Here is a 26,131-nt window from a genome sequence, read left to right as displayed (position 1 = left end):
AAGATGGTCAACCAAGAATAGTTGTATACAATCTGGCGTATCAAAAATTTAACATAATGAAATTCTGTCGCCAGATGATGAACACGAATAAGGACATTCTTCCACTTCAAGGCTTGCTCAATGGTATTGGGCAAGTCTATTTCACACCATCTGTCGTGACATCCCTTCTGTTACTGTTAGCTATCTCTATTGAGTCCATTCCACTGGCTTGTCTTACTTTACTTGGTGCCAGTTGCAGTTACACATTAGCTCGCTATATCCATAACAGCATTAATAACAAACCAACTCTTGATCTTAATAGTGGTATGTATGCCTTAAATGGCGCACTGATCGGTTTGTTCATTGGTAACTTCTTTGGAGTCACCCCAATACTGGCTGTTGTGACGGTCTTCGGTGCCCTACTCACCGTACCAATCGCTAAGATAGTGTTTAGCTTTAAAAAGTACCGCGGTTACACCTGCGCCTTTGTTATCACCTCGTGGGTAATTTATACACTCCAATCGACCTTTGAGCTTTCAGCATTTTCGACATCCAGCATAGCGTTGATGCCACTCATTGATATCGGTACTGATGTGAAAAACTACTTACCAACGTTTGTGGTGAGCATGCTAAAAGGGATCAGCCAAGTCAGTTTTATCAATAATGAGCTTTCCGGATTGGTTGTCTTGGTCGCAATCGTACTGAACAACTTCAAGCACGCAGTTTGGATGCTGCTTGCGGTGTTGATCAGTACCCTATTTAGCTCTTTGATTGGCGCTGACAACGAACTGATCAAGCAAGGTCTTTATGGCTACAACGCGATTCTTGCTACCTTAGCTCTGATTCTTAACCCAAGAATAGCTTGGCCATTCGTCATCTTAGGTATCCTGTTGAGTTGCCTTATTACCCTAGGTTTTCACACCTTGGCACTGCTGCCATTAACAGCACCTTTCATTCTGAGCACTTGGGCTGCAGTTTACTTATCAGGTTTATTGCAAAAACGAAGCTTGGCCTAACAACGTAGCCTATAGATCCGTCCAAAATCGCTCGACATATTGCTTCGGCGTTAAACCTCGGTGCTTTTTAAACATTCGATTAAAGCTGGCCACATTGGTGTAGCCTAAGCGTTTCGCGACCTCTTCGACCGGGAGTTTATAGCTCAACAGTTCCACGGCGACATTACTCAGTGCATAACCCATGATGGTGGAAAAGTTGACACCCAACTTATGCAAACGGCGTTGAAACTGTTGCTCAGAGAGCCCTAATAAGCTGGAAACCTTGTGCAATGTTGGTAAACCAAAGTGACGACTGTAATTGATCATCTCATAGGTGACCTTATGTTCATCACCTGCATCTGGCATGTTGAGATAATTGTCTAAATCGTGGAAATTCATCGCCAAGCTCATTTTACCTGCTGCCGGAGACTGATTAATGGATAACCTCAGTTTACTTGGAATCCAAACCTCTGTGCGAGGCTGCCCCCATTGGATATTGCACCCAAAATACTCGTGATAAAGCTCAGTATTCTCACGATACCCTGCAATGGACACCGCTGCTGGTTTGAAGTCAGGCCCTAAATAACGCCTTAGGATCTTCATCATAAAAATCGCTATACGCACTGAGTCATGTACTTTACCAACTTCAGAATACTCAGGGTTGTCATAACACCATTTAATGAGTGTCCCAACTTGCGCGCCATACAAGAAAGCCCCCGACTGTAAACAGTGCAACCCGATATTGACTCGACGAATCGCTGAAGCAAGATCATGACCAGAGAAAAACCAGTTCGCCAGTGGCCCTAACTTCTCAATATCTACCCTATCAGCCAACTTCAAAATGATGTCGGGATCGCGGGTTTTCTGTTCGAGTAAGCCATACCATTGGTCCACTTCATTCACTGGAATCAAGTTCATCGCGTTAGCAAATACTGACTTTGGAATACCCAAAGAGTCCATATCTAAGTCACGATTGGCCGCCGCATACTGATATACACCTAAAATTCCTAGTGCTCTTAGGAAGTTACAATTGTTCATTTGCTACCAAGCCTCGAAATCCAAAATACAGATCAAATCATATAAGATTCATTATTAAAGTAATTAGTAAATTTGCAACCTATAAATCTGATATCAATCACACTCGGCGCTCAATTTAATCTAGGGTTTATCAATGAGTTTACTTAGTGTCCCATTTGTCGGAACAGGCGCAGATACTGCACTACATGTAGTGGCTGGCGTAGTGTTGGTCGCAACCATCGCAGCAGCATGTTACGGGTTCTGGCGTGTGCATGAATTACCAATCAATAAAGCTCACAGTAAAGATCATCATCAGCTCGGATTGATTACCGCATTAACATGGATTGGCTTTGTATGGCACTGGGTATGGGTACTCGCAGTAATCTTGGCATTTGTTGATATGGAAAAAGCCATCATCAACCTAAGAGACACATGGAAATCTCCGGCTGCACCGAAGGAACAGGCAACGACCGAAAAGCAAGATGAGGAGAGCCAAGCATGTTAGAAGGCTTAGCCATTTGGGCACTGTTCATTTATTTACTCAGATTGGTTGGTATGCCTTGGAATAAAGGTACCAAAGCATTTGCGTACCTAGGTGGTACATCTTGGTTATTGTTTGTATGGGTCGGCCTACTCAACTTTACTCCGATGGATTTATCGGGCGGTTCGGTTGTTCAGTCTCCGCACATTCAATTGCGTCCAGACTCTACCAATGTGTCGGGCAAAACAACGAAAGTCCATATCCATCCCAACCAAGATGTGACAGAAGGACAACTGATCTATGAGATTGACGACACCAAATATGTGATTGCAAGAGACAAAGCAAGTGTTCAACTCGAGTCCGCCGAGGTCGCTTTAGACACGGCTCGCCAAGAAGTCAGCATTGCTAAAGTCAGCTATCGTTCGGCGCTAGAAGACATCAAAGCTTCAATTGCACAAATTGAGTCAGCGAAGACAGACTTAGTGCTGCAATCGAAAACGCTTGATCGTTACCAGAAGCAAAACAGTGTCGTACAACACACGATTACTGAAACTGACATCGACCAACAAACGGCGAAGGTAGATTTGGCGACTCACAATGTGACTACGTTGGAATCTCAACTGAGCAAGAAAGAAGTCGATGCAGAAAACGCAAAGCTCGACATTCACAAAGCCGAAACCAACGTTAGTAAAAAACAAACAGAGGTGGACTCAGCGAAAGCGACATTGGCTCAAGCACAATGGGACCTGAACAGCACCAAAGTCACCGCTCCGACGGATGGCTTTGTGACTAACTTTATTCTTCGTGAAGGTCAGCGTGTTTCAATGATGCCTCGTATTCAAATGTACACCGAAGAAAAGTACGTGTTGATGCGAGTTAACCACCAAGCGATTCGTAACATCAAAGTTGGTCAACCTGCAGAGTTTGCGACGGCGGTTTACCCTGGCAAGATATTCTCGGCAACCGTAGAAGGCATTGTTGAGGCGACGGGTGAAGCACAGGCGAGCTTGCTCGGTATCGATGAACAGGTGCGTGTCACCACAGGTCGAAACCTTCAGAACAAGCACCACTTTGTGCGTTTAAAGATCGATGAAGCAGAAGGTTACGATATTCCTGTCGGCTCTGTCGGTTTAGCATGGGTAAGTGGTGAGAAGCCGATTAGCTTCATGGCGTTCCTAGATGTAATACGCGGGATCATCATTCGAATGAAGTCTCAGCTGTACTTCTTCTACTCTATCTAATACACCTGATAGGCAAAACAAGACAAAGCCCGTGTGATCTCAGATCGCACGGGCTTTTTAACTTGGTTGATTAGTTGCTTAGTTGCTTAGTTGCTTAGAATCCCATGTTTTTAGGCGTAGGAAGAGTCCATAGACAAACAACTCAGAAACGCGCTGTGCTCGCCTTCCATCTCATCTCATCTCATCTCATCTCATCACGACACTAGATCACCACCACTTAGATCACCCTACAGTAGCATTAAATTGCAAATCGCAATTGCATAATGCAACAGGGCGATTCTAAAACGCGAATAAAACGCCCAAATACGCACCAAATTGCTATTAAACAGCCTATATTCAAGGCTTTTAAAGTTGGCACGCTACCTGCAATGTATATATCGACCCTTCTTAAGCCGAGGGTCACCTAGCCAACTGACGTTGTTAGTGAACCTTATTCTTGTTCACAAAATATATAAGCCAATTGCGGTTATTGCGATTGGCTATTTTTTTGCCTGTCGTTTGGCTAACCGCTCCCCTCTCGATACAGACACCCATTCAATCGCATAATAATCAACATTCATAGCCAACTATCGATAGCAGATATTCAATACACTATAGAAAACGTTTTCTATTTATTTTCATGAAATAAATGAAGAAAATAACCTTATGTTTTACAAGAGATTTAAGGTGATAATTGATTCTCAAGTGCCTTTATTGACAAAATTAGCATTGACTATGTGATTTATATCACCATAATGCGCACGTTTGCCTGCAATACGGCGACCGTTAATTTTAATTTTGATCATTTGCGGAGGTAAAAAATGGCTGCTGATAATAACTACAGTCTAGGGCCGGTTCCTACATCGGCTAGGAAAGGAGTCGCTTCACTCACCATGGTAATGCTTGGACTCACTTTCTTCTCTGCAAGTATGTGGACAGGTGGTTCACTCGGGACAGGCCTCTCATTCAACGATTTCTTCCTCGCCGTTCTCATCGGTAACCTAATTCTTGGTATTTACACTTCTTTTCTTGGCTACATCGGCTCATCTACTGGCCTCTCTACTCATCTCCTAGCGCGTTTCTCTTTCGGTACAAAAGGCTCATGGCTTCCTTCTGCTCTACTTGGTGGTACACAAGTCGGTTGGTTTGGCGTAGGTGTAGCGATGTTCGCAATTCCAGTACAGAAAGCGACGGGCATTGATACCAACACTTTGATTATTGTGTCAGGCCTTTTGATGACCGGTACGGTCTACTTCGGCATTAAAGCACTAATGGTGCTTTCAGCGATTGCTGTTCCAGCGATTGCTATTCTAGGTGGTTACTCAGTATTGACTGCGGTAGACAGCGTTGGCGGACTAGAACAGCTACAACTGATTAAGCCAGAAACTCCAATGGACTTCTCAATGGCCTTAGCAATGGTTGTAGGTTCATTTGTTAGTGCGGGTACGCTAACGGCCGATTTTGTTCGCTTTGGTAAAAAGCCAGCGAGCGCAGTATTAATCACAATGGTGGCATTCTTCATCGGTAACTCACTGATGTTTATCTTCGGTGCAGCCGGTGCAGCAGCAACAGGCCAATCAGACATTTCAGATGTGATGATTGCACAAGGGTTGCTACTTCCAGCGATCATCGTGCTTGGCTTGAACATCTGGACAACCAATGAAAACGCACTTTATGCATCTGGCCTTGGTTTATCTAACATCACTGGTCGCTCAAGTACTACAATGTCTATCATTAACGGCATCATCGGTACGATTTTCGCGCTGTGGTTGTACAACAACTTCGTAGGTTGGCTAACCTTCCTATCGTTGGCGATTCCACCAATTGGTGGCGTAATCATCGCTGACTTCTTCGCGAACCGTAAACGTTACAAAGATTTTGCAAATGCAGAGTTCCAAACCGTTAATTGGGCTGGCATTATCGCGGTAGCAACAGGCGTAGCCGCTGGTCACTTCCTTCCTGGCGTTGTTCCTTTGAACGCAGTGTTAGGTGGTGCAATCAGTTACCTCGTGCTTAATCCTCTATTGAACAAAAAAGCTCTGAAATCTCAGGCCGCTTAAGGACACACTATGACAACCTTATTAATCAAGAACGCGAAACTTCAAGACCAAGAGGGCTTGAAACAAATTCTGATTGAAAATGGTCAATTTTCTCGCATTCTCGATAATGACGCACAAATCAATCATCAAGGTGACATCCTTGATGCTGAGGGTGGCATTGCAGTTACACCGTTCTGTGAACCGCACATCCACCTAGATACCACTCAAACCGCTGGTGAGCCTAACTGGAACATCTCTGGCACTTTGTTTGAGGGCATTGAGCGTTGGGCTGAGCGCAAAGAACTGCTATCAATTGAAGACGTGAAATCTCGTGCAAAGCAAACACTGAAATGGCAGATCGCTAACGGTGTTCAACACGTGCGTACTCACGTTGACGTATCTGACCCAACGTTAGTTGCGTTACGAGCAATGGTTGAAGTTCGTGAAGAGATGAAAGAGTGGGTCGACATTCAGATCGTTGCATTCCCTCAGGAAGGCATTCTTTCATACCCAAACGGCAAAGAGTTGCTTGAAGAAGCCGTGAAGATCGGCGCTGACGTTATTGGTGCTATCCCTCACTTCGAATTCACTCGTGAATACGGTGTTGAATCTCTGCACTACGTGTTCGAGCTTGCACGCAAGTACGACTGTCTGATCGACGTTCACTGTGACGAGATCGACGACGAGCAGTCTCGTTTTGTTGAAACACTGGCAGCCCTTGCTCATAAATTTGAGATGGGTGAAAAGGTAACGGCAAGCCACACAACGGCGATGGGTTCTTACAACGGTGCTTACGCGTCTCGCCTGTTCCGTCTATTGAAGATGTCTGGTATCAACTTCGTAGCAAACCCGTTAGTGAACATTCACTTACAAGGCCGTTTTGACGATTACCCGAAACGCCGTGGCGTGACTCGTGTAAAAGAAATGCTAGCAGCAAACATCAACGTTTGTTTTGGCCATGATGATGTATTTGACCCATGGTACCCACTGGGTACAGCGAACATGCTTCAAGTTCTGCACATGGGACTGCACTTAACACAGGTTATGGGCTACGACCAAATCAACAACTCGCTTGATTTGATCAGCAAAAACTCTGCTCGCACACTGAACATCCAAGACAACTTCGGTATCGAAGAAGGTAAGCCAGGTAGCCTACTGATTCTTCCTGCTGACAATGGCTTTGATGCAGTGCGTCGCCAAGTACCGGTGCAGTATTCAGTGCGCCACGGTAAGGTGATTGCAGAGACTCAGCCAGCTAAAACAAAAATTAACTTAGCTCAAACAGAAGATATCAACTTCAAGCGTTAATATCGTCTATACTAATGAAGAAAAGGAAGTTGAGATGCTTCCTTTTGTTGTGTTGGCGGAGCGACAAAACTATCACTAATTCAGTGTATTTTTTGTACATTCGCACGGTATGACAAAAAAAGCACAGATTTCGCAATCAATGTGTGTACATCTCAAAAGACTGTGTTAACATGCTCTCGCTCTGTTAGCCGGAGTTATTTAAGTTAGATGAATAGTAAAAAATTAACATGTAAAATCGTTACCCGTTTTTGTAAGTAGTTTTTCCTTATTTCTTAGCAATATTAAATAATTCAATTATCAGCGCATTGCAGTAATGCAATCAACAATTTAGAAAATTTATGAATAAGGGACAAATTATGTCTAACACAAATACTGGCACTGTAAAATGGTTTAACGAAGAGAAAGGTTTCGGCTTCATTTCTCAAGACAACGGCGGCGCTGACGTATTCGTACACTTCCGTGCTATCGTTTCTGAAGGCTTCAAAACTCTGAAAGAAGGCCAAAAGGTTTCTTTCGAAGTTGAAAACGGTCAAAAAGGCCTACAAGCAGCAAACGTTGTTGCTCAATAATTAGCTTTTAGCTAAAAAGAATTTTAAAGCGCTGATTTTTATCGGCGCTTTTTTATGTCTGCTCATAAATACTCACCTCTCCCATACTTTAGTTACACGCTTCATTCTCTCCCTCTCTTGCGAATCAAATTGCCTCATTCAACTTTCCAACTTCAATTGTTCATACAGGTTCTAAGCTAAGATCACCTTCCCAAACTTCAGCACACCACAGCCCAGAGATTGAGTTGAGCTTTTCATCTAAAACCTCACCTATGTTCCAAAATGAATAACCAAAAATATGGTTAAAGAACAATCCATTAGATGTAAGTTATGAATACGCAATCGATATTCATAATAAAAATGAGTAATTTATCCAACCCTCATCCATTAATTATATAATTTTTAAAGCAAAGACCTTCGAAATCCGCTAACCTTGTCGACAAGTGGCTTTAGTTAGTTTGGTACCTGCAGTAAAAATAATGAAGAAAGACGAATTTCAGAAATCCACCGCAAATCTAAAAAAAGCGGTGCCTCTTATGATGAAGAACAGAGTGTCTACCACACCGGCAAATTACGCACTTTGGTACACCTATGTCGACAATGCTATCCCACAGCTAACTCAAGACATGGATGGTATTTTAGAACACTACGGTATCTGCCCTCCTGCCGTTGGTGAACAGCTTTACAACAATTACGTTGCCAGCAAATCCGAAACCAATATCAATGACCTTCGTGCGAATTTAGAACTGTTAGTTTCTGAAGTATCGAACTCGATGAACGACACACTGACCGATACCTCTGCTTTCTCTGACATGATCGACAAAAGCTTCGAGGATTTGGCTCGTGTTGATAACGAAAGCTTATCTATCGATGAAGTGATGACTCTGGTTCGTCAGCTAGTTTCTGAGTCTCGTCATATTCGTCACTCGACTCAGTTTTTAAACTCGCAACTGAACTCAGCTACGTCAGAAATCACCAAACTGAAAAGCCAACTTGTCGAAGTTCAGAAAGACGCGCTTTTTGATAGCACAACCACACTGTATAACCGCCGTTCATTCGACCGCGATATAGAAACCTTATGTGAAGCACAGCAATCTCTGTGTTTGATTCTTCTCGATATCGACCACTTTAAAAATTTCAACGACACCTATGGTCACTTGTTTGGCGATATGGTTCTGAAAGGAATAGCTCGCAAACTTAAACTAAGTTGTCGTGAAGGTATTTCTGCTTATCGCTTCGGTGGCGAAGAGTTCGCACTCATTGTGCCAAACAAATCTGTGCGTATTGCTCGTCAGCTTGCTGATACCAACCGTCGATCTCTCGAGAAATTGTCGATCAAAGATCGCCGCAGCGGTCAGCAGGTTGGTAATATCACCGCATCGTTTGGTGTGGCCGAACTTGAACCGGGTGAATCAGCACAGTCGCTGATCGAGCGTGCTGATAGGCTACTTTACGAAGCGAAGTCACTAGGCCGTAACCGAGTAATGCCTTTGTAAGACGCAATCAATGCTCCTTTCCACACATTAGTCGCTCGTATTGAAACTAGAAAGCCCCAAAGACATTACCTTTGGGGCTTTTTCTTTAGCTGTGTAAACTGGTTTGTTACTTAGGAGTCACCGTTAAATCTGGAAGCAGTAATTCAGGCAGTAATCTTCACCACTCTTAGCTCTGAACTCTTTATCTTCACTGCACGCTTTTGGTTTTCCTTTCTCGTCACCTTTTACTAGACTGATCCAGTGACGCATTGCTGCGATAGTTTCTTGATGCAATGTAGAGCTCGTTGTTTCTGTTGGAGATTGACCGAAGGTCGTGCACGACTCTAACTGAATATCATCAATCTCTACTAGCTCAATACACCCCGTCCCTTTGTGACAACCAAACATCACTTCTAGGTGGCTTCCGCTGCCATCACGGAACAAGATTGAGTCTGGGTCACTCTTTTCACCCATGTAAGCCACAAACTGCTTAGGGTGCTTAAGGCCGCTGTGTTGGCCATCTTTAAAGTAAGCCATGATATGGCGGTAATCGACTACGTAGCTCGTTACATCTTGGTGTGAGCCATGCTCCAGTGGGAACAGACGGTCAAGTAATTGCTTTGCTTTCACTTGCTTTTCAGTTTGCTGGTTTGCGCTGATTGTCTCCACGGCAAAGACAGCTTCAGCGATAAATGGCTTTGATTGTTTTTGGATTTCTGTTTTATCGAATGTAAGCATATTCATAGTCTTTCCCTCTTGACCAGTCCGGTGAAAGCCACCGATTTGTAACGCAAAAATGTGTCCTAGAGCAATTATTCCAAACTAACGTTTAATTTATTTGTCATTTTGTGAATTGCTTAGTTTGTAGATTAGCGGTTTTTTACATACAATTTCACAACAAAAATTTTACAATGTGAATTTTACAAATATGGCCTTGTCAAAAAGTTTAGTTCGTCAGTCACATTTCTTAGGTACGAAAATACGTAACCTTAGGAAGCGTAACCATTTAACGATGGAAGACCTGTCTGCGCGTTGTATTAGAATCAACCCAGAATACGCGCCTTCCGTTTCTTACCTTTCAATGATTGAGCGTGGAAAGCGGGTGCCAAGCATCGACATGCTGGAAGTGATCGCGCAGGTCTTTCAGAAGAACCCTACGTGGTTTCTCGACGACGAATCAGAACAACAAGCCATAGCTCCAGATAAAGGGAATCGCGGCGGGATAAGTGGTATGGCACTCGAGCCTAGCTTTCTTTTCTCCAACGACATCCTGCAGATTGCGATACCTGAGATGTTGTCACAAACCGGCATCTCTGGCCGCCAGTTTGCACACCTATTGATTCGAGCACACCAAGAGAGCAATCAAAACCACTTCCCTGACCTTGAGCGTGCCGCTGAGGAAGTTGGCCTAAAACGTCTCAACCTCAGCGTAGAAGACCTCATAGACATCGCTAGAACGCTTGGAATCAATATCCGCTGGGTGACACGCACCCCGCAAGACGTGGTCGATGAGTTAGGCATCAACGCCAAGCAGTTAGTGACCTCATTTTTTGAACCTCCAGGTACGATCTTCTTAAACGAGATCCTTAAAGAGTATCCTACGCGTCTGAAATACGACCTGTCGGTTTATATCGGCCATTGCATTTTGCATAGCAAAGAAGGATTAAAAAGTGTGTTGTCAGTCGGCAATAACAACACATGGGACGACAACCAAGTATCAGGCTCTTCCCAGCTCAACTCTCAAGACATTCTTCAGGCATGGCGTGATTTTGAATCCAGCTTCTTTGCTGGCGCGCTGTTATGCCCGAAAGTCCCATTCAGACAACTGCTCGATCGTACTGGTTACGAAATCGACGTTCACAAAAGAGCAGGGGTTTCCCCCTCTGTTGCGATGCGTCGAATGACGGTAGTATCGCCCTACCCTCACTGGCACTACTTTGATGCTTATGGACCGGGGAAACTCAAGGCGGTATACCGCGGGAACGGGATTCCACTGCCTTGGGGGAATATGAGAACGGTCGCTGACCCATGTCAACATTGGGCTGTGTTCCGTCGATTATCTGAACCTCGAGCGGGTAGCTCTGCTCAGATATCCATTTTGAATGTGGGTAATGAGCCAAGAATCTACTGCTGTGAATCCATCAATATGACGGATCCAGCGGGTAACAATCGCGTTTTGTGTGCTGGTATAGATCTCAACCCAGCGATTGATGCTCAAGGTGGTAATTCGAGAGAAATAGCGGAGCAGCTTAAGGCGTCATGCGTCAACAATGGCGGCTCTGTAGCAATACCGCGTAACATCAAGAAAGATCTCACGACAATAGCTAAGATTCTAAATATAAATTGGATTGAACGTGGGATAGAGACAGAGGCGAGGCTTATCTGCTCCAGAGGCGGAGAATGCCCACGCCAACCAAGCTGTTACTCAAAGTGTGGTGAGTGTTAAAGCAATTGAGGTACGGGCATGATAAGCAATTATTGTGTTCTACTTATTTTGTCTGGTTAGCTTTGATTTGGCCTGATTGGCTTTATCGAGCAACGACCATTAGTAAAAAGCAATAAAACAAATAGAACCTAAAATTCAGGCAAAAAAAAACCAATCACAAAAGGGTGATTGGTCATATATTTTGTGTGAACAATAAAGGTTCACTAACAACGTCAGTTGGCTAGGTGACCCTCGGCTTAAGAAGGGTCACCATTACTAATGCAGCATACGTGCCAACTTTTAAAACACGTATTTACTACGCATCTGGACACGTATTAGCCGTAAATTCTTGTTTGTTTTGCAAACTGGAATTGCAAATTGCAAAAATCCACAAAAACGCTAGTGATTATGTTGTTATTAAAAAATCATTAAAGATTCGTTACTCTTGCTCTAAAGTCCAATTTATCAATAGATTCAACAGTTTTACCCTCACCTACCACACTCTCAAATTGCAAAATAACAGGCATAAAAAAACGCGAACATTGAGATTCAATATTCGCGTTTATTCGATTTCTATGACAAAAAGAACTTAGCCAACGAGACACTTTTTTATAAAGCGACTCTCGTTCGTTGCTCTTTCAATATCTCAGCAAAGATTACTTCTGAGGAGCTGGCTTAGAACGGCTTCGAGACGGCTTGTTAGTCGAAGGCTTGCTTCCTGCTGGCTTGTTCGATGACTTGCTTGGGCCATAGCTGCCACCGTAACCTGACTTCTTAGGTTTACCTGCTGGCTTGCCTGTATTATTTGACTGACCAGAGCTTTTTGGCTTGCCAGAACCGTTTGCTTTACCCGCACCGCTTGGCTTGCTTAGAGTATTTTGGTTACCTGCTTTGTTCGCAGAAGGCTTATTGCCTGCACTACCGCGCTTGAAGTTGCTACCGTTGTTTCTTACAGACTTGTCTTCGCCCGCTGTTGCGTTATTTTCGGCAGGTTTCTTACCAGATGTCGGTTTACGCTTTGGCGCAGACCCAGTACCCGGTACGTGACGCTTGTTCTTACCTGCTGGCTTGTGGCCACGAGCGTTGTCACCAGAACGTTGACCGTCTGCGTGTTCACGTGGTTGTTTCGCTTTCTTCGGCTTCTTAGGCTTGATTGGACGTGTATCCAAACGAGATTCAGGAAGCTTGTTTACTGGCGAGAAGCCTTCAAGTTCACGACGCTCTAGCACTTGTTGAATCAGGCGCTCAATGCCGAACAGTTCACCCACTTCATCGGCACAAACCAACGAGATAGCTTTACCCACTTCACCAGCACGGCCTGTACGACCAATACGGTGTACATAGTCTTCTGATACATGAGGAAGGTCGAAGTTAACCACTTGAGGCAGTTGTGGGATATCGATACCACGTGCTGCGATGTCTGTTGCTACAAGTACTCGAACCTTACCCGTTTTGAAGTTCTCTAGGGCTTTGGTACGTGCGCCTTGGCTCTTGTTACCGTGAATCGGCGCAGCAGTGATGTCTTGCTCTTCAAGGAAACGAGCAAGCTTGTTAGCACCGTGTTTTGTTTTGCTGAATACCAGCACTTGTCGCCAATCATTGTCTTTGATTAGCTTCGCTAGCATTGCGCTCTTTTTCTTTTTATCTACTGGGTAGATGCTTTGCTCAACGGTTTTCGCCGTAGAGTTTGCAGGGCTTACCGAGATCTCAACTGGGTTATTCACCAAGCCTTTTGCCAAGCTACGGATATCGTCAGAGAAGGTTGCAGAGAACAGCAGGTTCTGACGTTTCTTAGGTAAGAAAGCCAAGATCTTACGGATATCACGGATGAAACCCATGTCTAGCATACGGTCCGCTTCGTCTAGCACTAGGATCTCTAGTTGATCGAAACGCACTGCATTTTGGTTGTATAGGTCAAGTAAACGACCCGGTGTTGCCACCAGCACATCACTACCTTTACGCAATTTTTGCATCTGAGGGTTAATTTTCACGCCACCAAACACAACGGTAGAAGTAAGAGGTAAGTTAATACCGTACTTAACTACGCTGCCATTCACTTGCGCAGCAAGTTCACGGGTTGGAGTTAACACGAGTGCACGAACTTGATTCTGACGTACGCGAGTGCCTTTCGATAAGATTTCAAGAATAGGTAGCGTGAAGCCTGCAGTTTTACCTGTACCTGTTTGAGCAGCGGCCATTACATCTTTGCCCGTTAGGACAGCTGGTACGGCTTTCTCTTGGATTGGTGATGGCTTATCGTAACCTTGTGCTTCAATAGCTTTAAGGATCGGTTCAGAAAGGCCAAGGGAGGTAAAACTCATAGATTATTTTCTCAGTTGAATAACATTTAGTATGAGCAACACCGTAAAAATGGCGTTGCTACAGCTTTTGCTGATCAGATGATTGATACGGAGCAAAGCGCGGTATTCTGAGGCTTTTCCCCACATTCAGCAACTAAATTCTAATCGCAACTAAGATTCTGTCGAGGTTATCTGACGCTTCTGCTCGTACATTTTTTCATCAGCGGCTTTTAAAAGGCCATCCACATCGTTGAAGCTATTGTTATAAACAACCCAACCTACACTGATTCTGAGATAAATAGAGTGCGTTTCATAAACCACAGGCGTTTCGCAGATCGCGCCTTGCAGTTTATTGGTAATCGATGCCACATGTTCTTCATCGATAATGCGCGGTAACAGGACGAGGAACTCATCCCCGCCCATCCTCGCGACAATATCTGAGGTACGCAGCTTGTTCTTGATTCGTTTCGCACACTCAATCAAGACTTTGTCACCTGCGGCATGGCCATAGGTATCATTGATGGCCTTAAAGGCATCTAGGTCGATGTTGACCACTGCAAAGGTTTTGGTTTTCTGCTTTTGTACCGTTTTGAACGCTTGCTTGAGGCTGTACATGAAGTAACGGCGATTAGGTAGCATCGTCAGTTCATCATGCATTGAACGGCTATCCGCAATGCGATAGAGCCTGTAAATCATAATGTAAGCAACCGCTAGAGTCAGCATTAGGGTGTAACCCACTAGCCTCACCCCATGAACACGGTACCAAGGCACATCCATCAACACATGTTCATTGCCTGACAACGCAAGGTACCAGCCACCATAAGGGAAGCTCACCTGCTCTGTCGTAAACGCATTCGAGAAGACGCTTGGTTTGCCATAGAAAACATCGCCCTCTTTGCCGGCGCTGTTGGTTCCACGTATTGCCAATTCGTATTTTTTCTCAATCTTGCCGATGCCCACATCTTTCAGCAGTGCATCGAGATCAATCACGGCACTCGACACGCCCCAATAGTCTTGATTAAAGGGAGGATCTCTAAAGATAGGCGTACGCGTTATCAAAGCTTGACCACCTTGAAACAGGTCAAATGGCCCCGCAATAAAGGTATTGCCGATATTGCGCGCGATCTCTACCGACTCCCATTGGCTTGGGTGGTCACGGTAATCAATCCCGAGGATCTGTTCATTGCCTTCCATTGGATAAACGAAATTAAGTACATCGTTTTCAGCAAGACCAATCAAGCGAATATGGAAGCCGTCACGAATAATGTTTTGAGCAATTTGATCCCAGCTCTTTTGATCTCCATTGGGGTTAATGGTCACAAGAGTCGAGAAATTATTGAGGATATACATGTCTGACACGATCGTCGCTTCTATGCGGGATCGAATAATCGAGAGCTGCTTTTTTGCCTCTGAATAGGATTCATTTTTAAGATAGGTTAATTCCTTGGCGTGAAAAAACTCGATAGCACTCACTACCACTAGGAAAAACAACAAAGATAATAATTTGGCAGGCAATTGCTTGCTAGAACCACTTGGCATTCACGAACCTCTAACACTTTTGTTCTGTTTACTGCCTTAAATCGGCTCATTTCTGGCTAATTCTTTCAGTATGCCGACACGCAGTTAAAAATCCACACTTTGCGTTGGGTCTCATTTCATTATTGAGCGATTCATCACTTCACTGTGAGTTAACTACACTGATTAATAAATCAAAAAACCTTAATGAACCTTTTAAAGCTTACATTGTATTGACCCAAACCTTACATTAAAGGATTCATCAGTGTTATTTTATACTTACAATTAATCAGCTTGGTACCTTACAAACATGAAGCTAAAATCTCTCACTCTGTGCACTTTGTTATCTGCCTCTGTCGCAGCAGCGTTTCAAGTACAAGCAACTTCTGACGAGCAACAGACTGTTAACGTACAAGAGCGTATTAACATACACGCAACAAGCGTACCAAATGTTCAATCACAAGCTGATTCTCTCTACTCTCAAAAACAATCTTTCAAACAATCCGCCGATTTGATTCGCACGACCTACGAAAGCCAACTCTTCACCCTGCCAGCATTCAAAGAGGGTCACTATGGTTTGCGTATGTATCGACAAACATTAGACGACAAATATTCTGCCGCGGTGTGGAGTGATATGGCGCGCGTATCAAGCAAGCTCAGCCGCCTATCGAATGATGTTCACACCATGGAACAAATCGTACTCTACTCAGAGAAACGCGTGGCTTCTTATGTGGGTGACGACGATGAACGCAGTGTTCGACGCTACAACATCACCAAGCACATGCCTGAGTATCTTTACCTAGGTGTCGACCTGCTGGGTTCTATGGCTCGTGCAAATGAATACGGCTTGGAACACAAGAACGATGCCAAACTGCGTGAAATCATTCGTCGTTATGACTTCTCTCGCTACGTGACCAATGAAGACATGGTGAAAGCGTGGGCGGCTCAGCTTGCAAATCAAGTTTACTGGCTGCGTCAGTTGGGTGAGCAAGATGTGGTTGATGAGTTCATTGATACCTTCAAAAAAGCGTACCCAGACGACAAAGACAAGAAGCTTTCAAGCCAGCAATACGGTAATAAGATCTATGGCATGACACATGTGATCTTCGGTGACTCGGAATACTACCAACATCAAGTGAGCGAGCAAGAACACCAATGGATCTACGATTACTTTAGAGAAAACATCGATACCATCCTGCTGCGCGCGAAAGAAGATGTGATTGCAGAGGTTGGATTAACCTTCCTACTTGCAGGCCTAGAAGATGATCCGGTTGTAGAGAAAACTCGACTCGCGATCCAAGCTTCTATCGATAAAAAACACGGGATGATCCCGTCTATAACGGGTGACTTTGACCTTGAGTACGGCGAACATCGCAACGTATTGGCAATCATGCTGCTTGATTGGCAACAAGTGAACGAAGCGCCAACGTTCAAGGGCAATCCAAAAGTGTTTAAAACGATTCCTTACGGGCTCATTGAAAACCAGCCATTGAGTAGATAGAAACTCCAAGGTGATCTACAGAATCTAAAAAGCCGCACACCTTTCGAGGCCTGCGGCTTTTTAATGTCTGTTACGTTACTACGACATCAATCCAAGAATAGTCGTTCATCAAGCTTCAGAGACGGCTTTGTTCATTACTATCGTGAAATCCCCTTCTGTGTAACCTTCTATCAAGGAGACATCGTCACACAGCGTTTTACAGAAGCGATAGACACCTTGAGGATGATAACTCATCAAGGTATTGCGCGAAGGATATTGGCTTGAATTGAGCAGATTAAAAATTACGGTCTGATTCGCTACCCCAAACATACGAGTAATCATGTTGGTCAGATAATCCGAATCACGAGAGATGTAGTTCAGTGAACCACTGGCGATAACCACATCGTGCGCTTCTAGGTTCATCTTACTCATGTCACCCGCAATAAACTTGCAGCGAGCTTCGGTGTAGTTTTGCTTGGCCTTTTTGAGAAAATCGGCGTGTTGATCAACGCCTGTGTACGATTCAATGCGGTAGATATTGTCGAGCAGTTCGAACAACTCTCCATAGCCACACCCCAAATCCAAAACACTCTTCTTTTCAAAGTCTGCCGAGCGTGCAATGACTTCGAAACGACACAGTTGACTCTCTTCGTTAGTCCAACCTAAAGCTTTAGCCTTATCGCCGTTCGATCGGTTTGTTTGCTTTCGGTGATACCAATACACCTTAAAACGATCACGCCAATGCATTATGATAAATCTACCCACACTTCACGACCACCCGCCAACTCTTGGTTGTGATATTGCCATTGATATTGTGCGAGCAGTTTTTCGGTTAACTCTAACCCAAGGCCAAAGCCGAGATTATTGTCTTCTACCGTGCCGTCGGTGTTGTGGTTAACAATGGTCACTTTTGAACCGACTTGAACCATGTCTACAGTACCGCTTCCTGTGTGTTGGAAGGCATTACGAATCAAGTTAGTTAACACGATTCGGGTTAACCCGACTGGTAACTGGCACTGTGTGTCATCGCTTTCAAGATTCACGACCACAGATTTTCCATTCAATAGATAGGTTAGGTCATGGTTTATCTGTTGTAACATGTCACCAAGATGTGTGTTTTGCAGAGGCAGGTCTTTGTCTTGTTGTCGAGTTAACCACAACAAGGTTTCTGTGAGGTCTGTCATGGTGAAACCCGCACGCTTAATTCGGTCTATCACTTCAAGCTGCTTCTCTGGGCTCTTGCCTTTTTGAATCAGCTTCTCTAATAGCTCACTGTTGGTTCTTGTCACGGCGATGGGTGTGCGTAACTCATGGCTCGCGTAACCTAAGAACTTCTGCTCTCGTTCTAAGCTGCTTTGAACCGAACTTAAGCTATCACGAATGATGTTAGCCAAGGTGTTCAGCTCACTGAAATGAAAATCGGGAGTGGGTTCACTAAGATTATCTTTGTCTAACGACTTAGCCCAATTTTTTAGCTGTTCAACAGGCGATGCCACCTTACGTAATACCAAAATCAGAATGACAACGAACAGCGCAATCGCGCCTAATGCGGTCAAAAAGATCGTCACAAAGTGTGGAAGCCCTTCTTCGTTTTTGAAGGGATCGTGTTTTTGACTAAACACCGCTGAAACATAACGAACCTCATCCCCTTTCATCACCTTCATGGCGAAGTACCCTTCCTCTGGCGGTGAGAATATGGATTTCCCAATGACCATTTTTGTGATGAGGTCGAATTGGAGTTCGTTCTGCTTAAGGTTATTCTGGATGCTTTGTGGCAGATCACTCCATTGCGTTGCTACAGTAAATTCTTGATTGTTCATCGGTTTGCCCGGTTTCACCTCGTCTTGCTGAGCTTGAGCAATCATAGAACCACGCATCGCGATATCCATACCCGAGACAAAGTATTTTACGCTCAATGCAGACAGAACCAGAATCGTCGTGACACCTGTAACCAGAATCGCCAATAAAACGTAGATCCTTAAACTTGGTCTGATCTTCATTCTTGTCGTAACTCCTTAATCGCAAAGCCTTTGCCCGCAATGGTGTGCAGCAGCTTATTATCTTGTTCAGCATCGACTTGTTTACGCAGGTTGAAGATATGCACTTTTAAGCTATTGCTGTCGGGTTGATCGTCACCCCACACGCCCTGCATGATCGTCTCTCGTGAAACAGGATTAGGGCTAGAACGCATCAACACCTCTAAGATTTTGAGCGCTGTTGGGGAAAGCTTGAGAGGTGAGTTCGCACGATAAGCTTGATGTTGCTTAAGGTCGATCTCCAAATCACTCACCGATAAGCGGCTCACCTGACCACTGCGTCGCTTTGCCAATACTTGCGCTCGAACAATCAGCTCTTCCATTGCAAATGGTTTGATCAAGTAGTCATCGGCTCCCTTTGAAAAACCCGTCAACTTATCATCAAGCGTATCACGCGCCGTCAGCATCAATACGGGTGTATCAATGCCCTGTGCTCGTAAGTTTTCACACACCTGCAAGCCATTCATTTTTGGCAAGTTGAGATCGAGTATCACCGCATCATAGCGGTTGGTTTCGATAAGGTTGAGTCCAGCTAGACCATTCGCTGCGTGATCGCACTGAATGTCTTCTAAATCGAGGTAATCGATAACAGCCCTCGCCAAATCGAGGTCGTCTTCAACCAATAGCAATTGAAGCTTATCTGTGAGTTTATTAGTGACGGGTTCTGCCATCATGACGACCTCTATTGTTAGTTGTATTGTGGCTTGTTATGCAGTGAACTTTAATATCTTGTTTAGTAACGAACCTAGACCGATGTAGCAGAGACTCACTCAGCAATCATCAGCCTAGATATCATTAGCTTAGCCATTGTTAAGCTGTTTGTTCAACGCCTTTGACTCGATTTGTGACTTTAAGAATCAGAGACTTAATCTCACACTGAATCATTAATAGTGCTGGTGTCAGAATCAGTGTAATAAACGTCGCAAACAAAATACCGTAGCCTAATGCCGCTGCCGCAGGAATCAGGAATTGAGCCTGCAAAGACGTTTCACTTAACAATGGCGTCAAACCTGCGAACGTCGTCACCGATGTAAGTAATACGGCTCTCAGTCGGCCTGAACACGCTTCAACAATTGCATCGTGAACCGATTTACCCTTTTCTTTGATTAACTCGTTAAAACGAGAAACCAACAACAAGCTGTCATTCACCACCACGCCGCTCAACGCGAGAATACCGTTTAACGATAGGATACTGATTGTTAAGTCATTCCACCAGTGTCCTAGGATTGCGCCAACAATACCAAATGGAATCGCCGTCATGATGATCACCGGCTGTATATAAGACTTCAGCGGGATAGCAAGCAGTGTGTAAATCGCAATCATAGCGAGCACAAACATACTCATCATCGAGCTAGCCGTCTCTTCTTGCTCTTCCGTTTCGCCTGCAAAATCGACCGTTAATCCCGGGTGCTGCGCTTCTAGATCCGGTACTAATGTGTCTTGTAGCTGACGAACAAGCTCTGCCGGCGCAACTACATCTTTATCCAATACAGCACTAATATAAACCGCTCGCAGGCTATCAATGCGTGTAATCTCTGATACTTGGTAATCTGAATGTACTTCAGCAACCGTACTCAAAGGCACCACGGTACCGTCGTTGGTTCTCACACTTGATTGCTTGATATCCGCAATGGTTTGGCGATCCGACTCCGGGTAACGAACTCGAACTTTCACCTCATCTTTACCACGTTGGAATTGCTGAACAATGTCACCACCAAACGCCTGTAATACTTGCTGTGAAAGACTTGCAGTATCAAACCCTAATGCTCGGCCTTGTTGTGTTAATTCAAAGCGATACTGAGGTTCACCAAGGTCCAAGTTGTGGTCAATGCCACTCACACCGTCGATGGTTTGCAGTTTGGCTAAGAACTCATTGCCCGCAGCCGTTACTGATTCTTCATTCCACGCTTTCAGTTCTACTTTGAAGTTGTCGACCATCTCCATTTTAGACAAGACTTTCAACTTCTTAACGCCTTCCATTTGGCCAACTGTTTCTTCCCATAAATCTGCAAATTCATTGGATGTGTAAACACTGTCGCTGTCGAGCTCAATTCTTACCTGCCCCGAATCATCAGCATCGGCGATAACCTGAAGGCTAAGCAATTCAGATGGTTCACCTTGAGCACCGTATTGAGATCTCAGTGTTTCATCGGTTTGTTTTGCTGCCGCTTCAAGCACCAACAAGTTCTGCTGTGTTTGACCAAAGCTGGCATCGTTTTGCATCGACATATCGGCTGTCACTGTGTCGCCCGGCATATCAGGGAAGAACGCCACACGAACCGCGCCCGTCATTGGTAATCCTGCTACTAAGATTAGTAGCGACAAGAAAACCATCACCACGGCATAACGCAGTTTCAGCGCCCATTCAATCACAGGGCAGTAGATGCGCTTATTAAACCAACCTAAACCAGTATCGGCAGCGTGTTGAACGCGAGCCCACAGCCCCTTTTTGTCACTGCGTTTGGTGTTAATGTGTGCAAGGTGCGATGGCAGGATGAACTTAGACTCAACCAAAGAGAGTAACAAACAGATAGTCACGACTGTACCGAACTGAGCGTAAATCTGCCCCATTTTGCCTTCAACATTAGCGAGAGCTAAGAAGGCAACGACGGTCGTTAACACACCAAATATGGTCGGTGACGCCACCTTCATAGTGCCTCGAATGGTACTGCCTATCGAGTCGCCTTCTTCTTTGCGCGTGGAGTAGATACTTTCCCCGACCACCACAGCATCATCGACCACTATCCCGAGCGCCATAATGAAACCAAAGGTGGTCATTTCATTGATGGTTAACCCTATAAAGGTGTCGGTCATGAAGAACATGGTGCCAAAAAAGACAAACGGTAAGCCCGCTGCTACCCAGAAAGCGACACGCACGTTAAGGAACACTGCTAACACGATGAATACCAAAGCGATACCGGTGAGCGCGTTCTTCACCAACAGGCTCAAACGGTCTTTGATCATAGTACTTTTGTCGTACCAAGTTTCGATTTCGACATCGCTAGGTAGCATGTTGCTGTTTTCCCAACGATCTACCACTTTCTCTGCTTGCTCAACAATGCTGACGACGTCTCCGTATTCATCCATTACAATCTGAATCGCCATCGCATTCTGTTGGTTATAACGAGACAGCATGAAGGTATCGTCGGCAAACATGTCTTCGACATTAGCAATGTCACCCAATGTGATTTGAGTGCCATCAGTGGTCGTCATCACCGGAATCGCGTTGAAATCTTGGATCTCATACGCCTGTTCCGACACCTTCAAACGAACCGTTTTTTCACCGTTGCGAAGGCTAGTAGAGATTGCAGCAGAAGACTCCGCATTGATCGCTTCTGAAACGTCAGTCAGAGTTAAACCGTAAGCTTGTAGCTTGTTCTCATCAACCTCGACTGAAATCATAGGATCAGCCTTGGCCTTGATTTCCAGATCGCGAATCGAAGGCTGACTCAGTAAATCCGACTTAAGTTGCTCGGCTAAGCTTTGAAGCGTTGCTCTGTCTGCATCCCCATAAAGCTGAACCCATAAGGCGTGATCTTGCATGCGAGCCTTATCAATCACTGGATTATCAGCGCCTGCAGGCAGGTTATTGATCGCATCAACCTTGGTTTTTACGTCGGCCAATAGGGTATCGAGATCGTAAGTGCTCGTTTTCTCAATCGAAACATGGCTACCGTTGGCGTCAGAAGTCGACGTGATGCGCTTAATGCCCGGCACTGTTTCTAACGCGTCTTCAATTTTAATCGCAAGGCCTTCTTCCGCCTGAACAGGGTCACCACTGTCATAGGTCACCGACACTGTCACCACATCGGGTTCAAGGCTTGGGAACGCTTCTTTACGCAATGAGTTCAGTGATAATAGGCCAATGATAATCACGCCCACTAACAGCAAGTTCGCCGCCACAGAGTTATTCGCGAACCATGCGATTGCACCAGTATGTGGCTTGCTTGGCGTCTGGTTACTATCCACTTGGTTATTCGGTTTCAACTCATGAGACATGATTAACTCTCCGCCTTAGCTAGAACGACCATGCCCGCTTTAAAGCTACTTAACGGACGCTTAACCACTTGTACACTGTCGCCAATTTCCACGTTCAGTTTAGTAGGATCGATATAAATCAAACCGCCCTTTTCGAACTCAACATCCGCGTTTGATTTAGAAAGCAGACCGTTGTCATCGACGAACCACAGGTCACCCTGCTGCGAAAGTGCAGAAGCTGGAAGTTCCCACAATTGAGTTAACTGCTTGCCCGAGATCGTTGCTTGTACGAATGTGCCTGGATAAAGATCTTTCTCTTGCTCCAAAGGGTTGTCGACTTTAACGATCAATGAGCGCTGACGCGTGTCTTGCTGTAAGTGCTGCTCTACTCGCTCGACATAACCTTGCCATTGGAATTGACCATCAGAACTCGACAGAGTCACTGGCCACGGCTGCTCTTTCAATTGCGTGTTATCGCTGCTTGGTAGGCTCAACCATTGGCTTTCAGAAAGAGGCACGGAAACTTCAACCTCATCGATGCTGTATAACGTAGCGATCTGCGCGCCCGTTTGTGCGTAGCTTCCCGGTTGAACATCACGACTTACGACCAACGAATCAAAAGGGGCAACCAAGGTTGTTTTTTCGAGGTCTTGCTCAGCCTTTACCAATTCAAGCTTGGCGTTCTCTAGAGCGGCTGTTACTTGTGCCAGTTGTGGCTCACGCAATACTAATGGAGAGTCTGGCTCACCAGACAAACCAGAGCGTTGCCATTCAGACTTAGCTTGTTCGCCTTGTCTTTGTTCTTCCAATAAATCCAGTTGAGCTTGAGCCACATTCGCCTTAGCTTGCGTTACCGCTTGTTGGTAACTGGTCGAATCGATATTGGCAATCACCTCACCTTGGCCAATCACCTGCCCAGTTTCAAACTGCGAACTGATCGTTTCTACTCGGCCACCGACTTCTGTTGAGAACATCAACTCGTAACGCGACTTTGCTTCGCCATAACCCACCACTTCGGCTTGGTAGTCACCCAATGTTGCTAGAACTACAGATACTTGTTGCTGTTGTGATGCAGCCAAGGTCGTCGCTTCGATAGATTTCGTATCAACAGACTTAGTCCCAATAGACATAGCTTGAGACTCGGAAACCGTGAGTTCATTCGCCTTCTGAGGTGCTGGAGCAACTTGAGAACCGTTGTAAGCGAGGGCTGCAAAGATGCTTGAACCAGCCACTAGAGTGATGGCAATTGTGATGGTATTCAGTTTCATGAAGATACTCCCAAGCCCAGAGCTAGGCCTAAATCAATTCGGTTTACGAGACGGTTATAAATGGTTTGTGTTAGCTGCGCTTCAAGGTCATAGGTTTGTTGCTGAACAGAAAGTAAATCAAAAATGTCGACCAAACCCTGACGGTATTTTTCTTCATAACTGGTGAAGCTGCGTTGTGCGCTCACCAAAGCGTTTGCTAAGTGTTGCTGTTGAAGTGTTAGTGACGACTCTTGTCCCATCGCGTTTTCCACTTCATTCACCGCACTAAGCAGTGTTTCTTGGTAAGCCCAGTAGCTGGTTTCTGTGGTTAGGTCTGCAATCTCAGCCTGTGCTTTAAGCTTGCCACCTTGAAACAGGGGTGCTGAAACTTGACCCAGTGCGCTCCACAAAGGTCCAGTCAGTAAGGCTTCACTCGGAGAGTCCGCCATGTCAGTTAGGCTCGCTGATAAGCTGATCGATGGCAGCATCGCTTTGTATGCCGCATCTGCGCGCAATGCTTCTGCTTCGATGTTGAAGAAAGCAGCTTGAAGATCCGGACGCCCTGCCAAATCTTGCGTTGGCATGTTGTCTAGTGGATTAATGATGGTTGGGAATGAACCGAGTTCAGCAAGCGATAGCTCATCAGATTCACCACTCCACTGCCCAGTTAATAGAACCAATTCACGTCGGCTTTGTGCAAGCTGCTCGCGGTAGTCAGCTAAAGTTGCCTGAGTCGATGCGCTGCTCGTTTTCGCGTTATCCAGATCTTCAAGGCTACCTAGCCCTGCGCGGTAACGCTCTAAAACCAGCTCTTCGTTATTTTCTAGAATCACTAAGCGCTGCGTTTCAATATCGACAAGCTGCTGCTTCAAACTGATATCAAGCCAACCTCTCATCACACTCGCGACCAAAAGATCTTGAGCGCCCTGAAGGTTAGCCTGAGATGTCGCGATATCTTTTAAAGCGGCGTTGTTTGTATCAGCAAGCTTCTGCCATAGGTCGAGCTCCCAACCAACCGTCACATCTGTGGTGTAGGTTTCAGTGGTGCTTGAACCGTTGGTACCTTCGTCTGCTTTGCCTGAAAAGCTCGCATCTACGGTTGGTAAACGGTCGCCAGACGTCACACCTTGTTGTGCATAAGCTATTTTGAGTGCTGTGATGCTTTGTTGGAGGCTTGGACTGTTCTGCAGTGCACGCTCAATATAAAGATCGAGCTCGGGCGCATTCACTAAATCAGTGAGCTGCAATTTCTCAGCTTGCAGATCTTGGCCGTTTGAAGCCGTTTGATTCGAGGCTTGTTCATCAGCAGTTTTCTGGATCAGCTCTGAGAGCAAGCTTTGCTGCGTTTGGTTGGTGCTTTGTTCGGCTAGCGATACGTAATCAGCCTGACTGGTTGAAGTACAACCCATCAAACCAACCAGAGCCAGCGCGATAACGGAATGTTTTAAAGGAAGATTCAATTTCATCTTCTTGTCTCCTGTAAGAATGGAGACAAGATAACGAGCTTGGGGTTAAGGGAGGGTTAAGGCGAACGTTAACCCTAAAGAAAATGCATAGAGCGTACGTTTAAACTTCTGATTTACGCTTCTGACTTGCGTGAGAAGAGTCCACCGATCTTATAACCAATCGCATAACAAACCACAGCAATAGTCACAAACACCAATGCCGAGAAGAAGTACGCTACCGATGCTGCTACACCAGTACCCCACACGACGCTAAACACTAAGCCGAGATAAGCCTCTTGCGGCCACTGAGAGATAGGAAACTGAGTACCACCAGCAATAAGATAAACCATCGCAAACAAGCCGATAAAGGCGGTGATAAGACCAATGAGAACGCGCATGTTCATGGGAAGACCTTTGATTAATTGGACTTGGTTGCTTTTGTTCTGGTGAAAACCGATTGTTCCTAATCGAAGCCGAACGTTATTAATCGCAACCTAATGATATTCAAGTATATCGGATAAAACAGGCTTGCTCTATTACTCTTCCGAGTGAGCGTGAAACGCAATAGAAGCGATGAGAGTGATCACTAAGTCCGAATGAACTTAACGAGCAGGCACAAAAAAGCGGACACCCTACTTACGTA

At 45.1% G+C, this 26,131-nt stretch carries 20 protein-coding genes; 9 read left to right on the top strand and 11 right to left on the bottom strand.

Annotated features, from left to right (window positions below; genetic code table 11):
* Window positions 1-74: 74 nt before the first annotated feature.
* Entirely contained in the window at window positions 75-995 is a 921-nt protein-coding gene (locus FLM53_RS18080) for an urea transporter (protein ID WP_176679976.1), read from the top strand.
* Between the two features lie 9 nt (window positions 996-1,004).
* Here FLM53_RS18080 and FLM53_RS18075 read toward each other — a convergent pair whose 3' ends face one another.
* A complete protein-coding gene (locus FLM53_RS18075; protein WP_176679977.1) occupies window positions 1,005-2,012 on the bottom strand; it encodes an AraC family transcriptional regulator in 1,008 nt (335 codons plus the stop codon).
* A gap of 133 nt (window positions 2,013-2,145) precedes the next feature.
* On the opposite strand from FLM53_RS18075, the gene FLM53_RS18070 reads away from it, so the two are divergent.
* From FLM53_RS18070 to FLM53_RS18045, 6 genes are all read left to right on the top strand, one after another.
* Window positions 2,146-2,496, top strand: a complete 351-nt coding sequence (locus FLM53_RS18070) for an MFS transporter (RefSeq protein ID WP_176679978.1) — start codon at window positions 2,146-2,148, stop codon at window positions 2,494-2,496.
* Window positions 2,490-3,713 carry an HlyD family secretion protein gene (locus FLM53_RS18065; RefSeq protein WP_176679979.1) on the top strand — a complete coding sequence of 408 codons (1,224 nt, stop codon included), beginning with the start codon at window positions 2,490-2,492 and terminating at the stop codon, window positions 3,711-3,713. The genes FLM53_RS18070 and FLM53_RS18065 overlap by 7 nt, the downstream gene beginning before the upstream one ends.
* A gap of 800 nt (window positions 3,714-4,513) precedes the next feature.
* A complete protein-coding gene (codB, locus tag FLM53_RS18060; RefSeq protein WP_032548041.1) occupies window positions 4,514-5,752 on the top strand; it encodes a cytosine permease in 1,239 nt (412 codons plus the stop codon).
* 9 nt (window positions 5,753-5,761) lie between these two features.
* Window positions 5,762-7,039, top strand: coding sequence for a cytosine deaminase (locus FLM53_RS18055; RefSeq protein ID WP_176679980.1), 1,278 nt, complete (start codon window positions 5,762-5,764; stop codon window positions 7,037-7,039).
* Window positions 7,040-7,395: 356 nt separating this feature from the next.
* The gene (locus FLM53_RS18050; RefSeq protein WP_004740083.1) at window positions 7,396-7,608 is read left to right on the top strand and encodes a cold-shock protein; all 213 of its coding nucleotides are present in this window, start codon (window positions 7,396-7,398) and stop codon (window positions 7,606-7,608) included.
* A gap of 458 nt (window positions 7,609-8,066) precedes the next feature.
* The gene (locus tag FLM53_RS18045; RefSeq protein ID WP_176679981.1) at window positions 8,067-9,083 is read left to right on the top strand and encodes a GGDEF domain-containing protein; all 1,017 of its coding nucleotides are present in this window, start codon (window positions 8,067-8,069) and stop codon (window positions 9,081-9,083) included.
* A gap of 123 nt (window positions 9,084-9,206) precedes the next feature.
* Here FLM53_RS18045 and FLM53_RS18040 read toward each other — a convergent pair whose 3' ends face one another.
* Window positions 9,207-9,806: a hypothetical protein gene (locus tag FLM53_RS18040; RefSeq protein ID WP_176679982.1), complete on the bottom strand. Its 600-nt coding sequence runs from the start codon at window positions 9,804-9,806 to the stop codon at window positions 9,207-9,209.
* A gap of 169 nt (window positions 9,807-9,975) precedes the next feature.
* Between FLM53_RS18040 and FLM53_RS18035 the strand changes: the two genes are divergently transcribed.
* Window positions 9,976-11,508, top strand: a complete 1,533-nt coding sequence (locus tag FLM53_RS18035) for a DUF3612 domain-containing protein (RefSeq protein ID WP_176679983.1) — start codon at window positions 9,976-9,978, stop codon at window positions 11,506-11,508.
* A 635-nt stretch (window positions 11,509-12,143) separates the two neighbouring features.
* On the opposite strand, the gene FLM53_RS18030 is transcribed toward FLM53_RS18035, so the two are convergent.
* Both FLM53_RS18030 and FLM53_RS18025 read right to left on the bottom strand, forming a co-directional pair.
* A complete protein-coding gene (locus FLM53_RS18030) occupies window positions 12,144-13,808 on the bottom strand; it encodes a DEAD/DEAH box helicase (protein WP_176679984.1) in 1,665 nt (554 codons plus the stop codon).
* 150 nt (window positions 13,809-13,958) lie between these two features.
* Window positions 13,959-15,326, bottom strand: a complete 1,368-nt coding sequence (locus tag FLM53_RS18025) for a diguanylate cyclase (protein ID WP_176679985.1) — start codon at window positions 15,324-15,326, stop codon at window positions 13,959-13,961.
* Window positions 15,327-15,612: 286 nt separating this feature from the next.
* Between FLM53_RS18025 and FLM53_RS18020 the strand changes: the two genes are divergently transcribed.
* Window positions 15,613-16,803, top strand: coding sequence for a DUF3541 domain-containing protein (locus FLM53_RS18020; protein WP_176679986.1), 1,191 nt, complete (start codon window positions 15,613-15,615; stop codon window positions 16,801-16,803).
* Window positions 16,804-16,911: 108 nt separating this feature from the next.
* Here FLM53_RS18020 and FLM53_RS18015 read toward each other — a convergent pair whose 3' ends face one another.
* The 7 genes from FLM53_RS18015 to FLM53_RS17985 form a co-directional block, all read right to left on the bottom strand.
* Window positions 16,912-17,529 carry a class I SAM-dependent methyltransferase gene (locus tag FLM53_RS18015; protein WP_176679987.1) on the bottom strand — a complete coding sequence of 206 codons (618 nt, stop codon included), beginning with the start codon at window positions 17,527-17,529 and terminating at the stop codon, window positions 16,912-16,914.
* The gene (locus FLM53_RS18010; RefSeq protein ID WP_176679988.1) at window positions 17,529-18,782 is read right to left on the bottom strand and encodes a HAMP domain-containing sensor histidine kinase; all 1,254 of its coding nucleotides are present in this window, start codon (window positions 18,780-18,782) and stop codon (window positions 17,529-17,531) included. Before FLM53_RS18010 ends, FLM53_RS18015 begins: the two co-directional genes overlap by 1 nt.
* Window positions 18,779-19,489: a response regulator transcription factor gene (locus tag FLM53_RS18005; RefSeq protein ID WP_176680087.1), complete on the bottom strand. Its 711-nt coding sequence runs from the start codon at window positions 19,487-19,489 to the stop codon at window positions 18,779-18,781. The genes FLM53_RS18010 and FLM53_RS18005 overlap by 4 nt, the downstream gene beginning before the upstream one ends.
* A 139-nt stretch (window positions 19,490-19,628) precedes the next feature.
* Window positions 19,629-22,817, bottom strand: coding sequence for an efflux RND transporter permease subunit (locus tag FLM53_RS18000; protein ID WP_176679989.1), 3,189 nt, complete (start codon window positions 22,815-22,817; stop codon window positions 19,629-19,631).
* 2 nt (window positions 22,818-22,819) lie between these two features.
* On the bottom strand, window positions 22,820-24,064 hold the full coding sequence (locus FLM53_RS17995; RefSeq protein WP_176679990.1) for an efflux RND transporter periplasmic adaptor subunit: 1,245 nt from the start codon (window positions 24,062-24,064) through the stop codon (window positions 22,820-22,822).
* Window positions 24,061-25,509, bottom strand: coding sequence for a TolC family protein (locus tag FLM53_RS17990; RefSeq protein ID WP_176679991.1), 1,449 nt, complete (start codon window positions 25,507-25,509; stop codon window positions 24,061-24,063). Before FLM53_RS17990 ends, FLM53_RS17995 begins: the two co-directional genes overlap by 4 nt.
* Window positions 25,510-25,622: 113 nt before the next feature.
* On the bottom strand, window positions 25,623-25,892 hold the full coding sequence (locus FLM53_RS17985) for a hypothetical protein (protein ID WP_176679992.1): 270 nt from the start codon (window positions 25,890-25,892) through the stop codon (window positions 25,623-25,625).
* Window positions 25,893-26,131 lie beyond the last annotated feature (239 nt).

Origin of the sequence: Vibrio sp. Scap24 (genome assembly GCF_013394185.1) — a bacterium.
Lineage (GTDB): Bacteria > Pseudomonadota > Gammaproteobacteria > Enterobacterales > Vibrionaceae > Vibrio > Vibrio pomeroyi.
Note: the sequence above shows the minus strand (reverse complement) of the source record. Positions and strands in the feature narration are given on the sequence as shown.